Below are 3,981 nucleotides of genomic sequence, written 5' to 3' on the forward strand. Positions count from 1 at the left end.
CCCTTAGAACTGGGAATTAAGCCAGCACGTCGGGGGTCAATTTCTACCGCCAGCCGTGTTGCTCTTGCAAAAGCTTTAAATGTCGCTTCAATGATGTGATGGGAATTAATGCCATCCAGTTGCCGAATGTGCAGTGTCATCTGGCTATGGTTCACCAATGCCACAAAAAATTCTCGCACCAGTTGGGTGTCATAGGTTCCTACCCGCTGAGTGGGAATTTGCAAGCCGTAGCTGAGGTGAGGTCGTCCAGAAAAATCTAGCGCTACCTGAACTAAGGCTTCGTCCAGTGGTGCAAGAAAATTACCAAAGCGGACAATGCCTTTTCTGTCGCCTAGTGCTTGGTTAAAAGCTTGCCCTAAAGTAATGCCTACATCTTCGTTAGTATGATGATCGTCAATTTCCCAGTCTCCCTTGGCTTGGACATCTATATCAATCAGCCCGTGGGAGGCAATTTGATGCAACATGTGATCCAAAAACGGAATACCTGTTGCTGCTGTGCAAGTTCCTCTACCATCCAGGTTGATGGTAACTTGCACATTAGTTTCACCAGTGGTGCGGTGAACAGTGGCAATCCGAGGGGTTTGGGTTAAGCGATCGTAGTTTGAATTAACCTGGCGATTGGTTGTTTGCATAAACAATGGGGAATGGGGCATCGGGCATCGGGCATGGGGAATGAGGAATGAGCAAAAATACTAATACTCAATTCCCAATGCCCAATCCCCAATGCCCTATGCCCAAATTATCTTACATTCCCATAATTTCATATCCTGCATCTACATAGAGAATTTGTCCGGTAATGCCGCTGGACAAATCACTACATAAGAAAGCCGCAGCATTGCCTACTTCTAGCTGACTGACGGTGCGTCGTAGGGGAGCTACTTCTTCTACATGATGAATCATATCCAAAATCCCACCCACTGCTGAAGATGCCAAAGTGCGGATGGGGCCTGCGGAGATGGCATTCACACGAATATTTTGCGGCCCTAGTTCAGCAGCCAAGTAACGCACACTCATTTCTAATCCCGCCTTGGCAACTCCCATAACGTTGTAGTTGGGGATTGCTCTGACACCACCTAAATATGTCAGGGTGACGATGCTACCTCCCTCTGTCATCAAAGGTTTGGCTGCGCCACTTAACTGTACCAGCGAGTAAGTACTAATTTCTAAAGCAGTGTTGAACCCAGAACGAGAGGTTTGGCTAAAATCTCCACTTAAATCGTCTTTGCTGGCAAAGGCTAGACAATGGATGAGGATATCTAGCTTTCCCCACTGTTCGCGGATTGTTTCAAAAGTAGATTTAATTTGGTCTTCATCTTGGACATTACAAGGAAGAAATAAGCTGGGGTTAAGAGGTTCTACTAACTCCGCGACTTTTTTCTCCATCTTGCCGCGTTCATCCGGCAGGTAGGTAATACCCAGGTTTGCTCCGGCTTTGTGCAGCTGTTGGGCGATGCCCCAAGCGATCGAGCGGTTATTGGCAATACCTGTAACAAGGGCATTTTTTCCAGTCAGATTTAGCATAGAAATTGTTAATGCGATCGATCATTAGGAGCATACTAGAATCTGAGGCACGTTTAGTCTTTGTTTTATACAGGATTGACAAAAATGAATATTGATAAGGGTGTTTGCTGTGACAAAAATCTTGATTTTTTATAAAGATATTCTCAAGATATCTTTATTTGTTCTTCAAAAAACCTTTTGAATACAGCTATTGGAACTACTTATCAACAAGTTGTAGCTGAAAGGATCAACAATTATGTATCATTATAAACAAAGAGTTATGAAGAGATTAGTTTGAGTATAGGAAAGTACAGAAAGGTTGACGGTGCTTTATTCATTTTTCGGGTGTATTCTTAGGTAATCAGTTTTTGTTTTTCCGGCATTGGGTAGGGGAAGGGAGATGATCGTGACACAAGATAAAGCCCTAGCAAATGTTTTTCGTCAGATGGCGACCGGGGCGTTTCCGCCAGTTGTGGAAACGTTTGAACGCAATAAAACGATCTTTTTTCCTGGCGATCCTGCCGAACGAGTTTATTTTCTTTTGAAAGGTGCTGTTAAACTTTCCAGGGTGTACGAGGCAGGAGAGGAAATAACGGTAGCGTTGCTGCGGGAAAATAGTGTTTTTGGTGTATTGTCATTGCTGACAGGAAATAAGTCGGATCGGTTTTACCATGCGGTTGCATTTACGCCTGCGGAATTACTGTCAGCACCAATTGAACAAGTGGAACAAGCACTCAAGGAAAATCCAGAATTATCAATGTTAATGCTGCGAGGTCTGTCTTCGCGCATTTTACAAACAGAGATGATGATTGAAACTCTTGCTCACCGAGATATGGGTTCTAGGTTGGTGAGTTTTTTACTAATTCTTTGCCGGGATTTTGGCGTTCCTTGTGCAGATGGGATCACTATTGATTTGAAATTATCTCATCAAGCGATCGCAGAGGCAATTGGTTCAACTCGTGTTACCGTTACTAGGCTACTAGGAGATTTGCGTGAGAAAAAGATGATTTCTATCCACAAAAAGAAGATTACTGTGCATAAACCTGTTACCTTAAGTAGGCAGTTCACATAAAAACAATTGGAGAAAGGGGAATCGGCGCGTGTTCTATTTTGAAAAATGACACTAATAGCTAGAGGTAAATCTAAAATTGAATAATTTCAGCTATTGCCAATTTCCACTTCTTTCCAGACAATGCTTAAAAATAGTAGGCTGTATCAGGAAGGATTTCGGTAGCTAAAGATGACCACCGGATACATCCTCATCGCAGCAATCTTGATTCTGGGAGGCGTAATTGCCACCGTGGGCGATCGCATCGGCACACGAGTTGGCAAAGCCCGCCTCTCACTTTTTAACCTTCGTCCGAAAAACACAGCCGTACTAGTAACAATTTTTACTGGTGGCTTGATTTCAGCATCAACTTTAGGGATTTTATTCGCTGCCGACGAAGGCTTGCGAAAAGGAGTCTTTGAGTTAGAAGATATTCAAACAGACCTCAGACAGAAGCGGGAACAGCTAAAAACCGCAGAAACTCAGAAAAGTCAGGTAGAGGGCGAGCTAAACCAAGCAAGAATCGCCCAAGCAAAAGCACAACAAGACTTACAGGCAATTAATCAATCCTTGCAGGCGGCAAATGCCAAACAGAGGGAAACGCAAGCCCAGCTGAACCGCACCATTAGTCAACAAGCCCAAACCCAAACTCAACTCCAACGCACTCAAGGTCAGCTAGATAGGGTTGTAACTCAATACCAAAAAGCCATAGCTGAATTACAAAGTGTTTATAACCAGAGAAAGGAACTACAGGCGGCAGTTGAACTATTGAAAACAGAACGTCAAAGACTTTATGCGGAAGCGAAAAAAGCCATTGACGAAGCTAAAACAGCAATTGAAAAACGCGATCGCGAACTTGCTAACCGTCAAGAAGCCATAGAAGCGCGCGATCAAAAAATTGCTCAACTGGATCAACTAATTCAAAAACGTAATGTAGAAGTTGCAGCACGAGAGCAAGTGATTGCCAAACGGGAATCGCGCCTCAAAGAATTGGAAACACAACAGGAGGAACTAGAACAGGAAGTTGCCAGGCTGGAAAAATATTATCAGTCTTACCGCGACCTGCGTTTGGGTAAGCTGGCCTTAGTTCGTGGTCAAGTTTTGTCCGCTGCTGTAATTCGTGTTACTCAACCAGCTGCTGCTCGTCAGGCAGTAGTACAACTTTTACAAGAAGCGAATCGCAACGCCAACCTCGAATTAAGCGAACCTGGTGAAAATCCGGCAAATTTAGAGCTGCTGCGCGTCACCCAGGATAGGGTCGATCAATTAAGCAAGCAGATTAGCGATGGTCAAGAATACGTCGTGCGAATTTTCTCTGCTGGTAATTACGTCAGGGGAGAAAAGCAGATAGAATTTTTCGCGGATACAGCCCAGAATCAACTAGTTTTTTCGGAAGGCGCGGTGTTAGCCACGACTACTGCTGATTCGAAAAC

At 44.1% G+C, this 3,981-nt stretch carries 4 protein-coding genes; 2 read left to right on the top strand and 2 right to left on the bottom strand.

Annotation, left to right across the window (positions count from 1 at the left end; translation table 11 throughout):
- Positions 1-632 (bottom strand): imidazoleglycerol-phosphate dehydratase HisB (hisB, locus tag IQ229_RS16610; protein WP_194045540.1); only part of this gene is annotated, 632 nt, incomplete at its 3' end.
- Positions 633-744: 112 nt separating this feature from the next.
- Positions 745-1,521, bottom strand: a complete 777-nt coding sequence (gene fabI, locus IQ229_RS16615; RefSeq protein ID WP_194045542.1) for an enoyl-ACP reductase FabI — start codon at positions 1,519-1,521, stop codon at positions 745-747.
- Between the two features lie 379 nt (positions 1,522-1,900).
- On the opposite strand from fabI, the gene ntcA reads away from it, so the two are divergent.
- Together ntcA and IQ229_RS16625 are read left to right on the top strand one after the other, a co-directional pair.
- A complete protein-coding gene (gene ntcA / locus IQ229_RS16620) occupies positions 1,901-2,572 on the top strand; it encodes a global nitrogen regulator NtcA (RefSeq protein WP_017652326.1) in 672 nt (223 codons plus the stop codon).
- Between the two features lie 168 nt (positions 2,573-2,740).
- The coding region (locus IQ229_RS16625) for a DUF3084 domain-containing protein (protein ID WP_194045543.1) at positions 2,741-3,981 on the top strand (1,241 nt) is incomplete at its 3' end.

The organism is Nostoc cf. edaphicum LEGE 07299, assembly GCF_015207245.1.
Taxonomy (GTDB): domain Bacteria; phylum Cyanobacteriota; class Cyanobacteriia; order Cyanobacteriales; family Nostocaceae; genus Nostoc; species Nostoc edaphicum_B.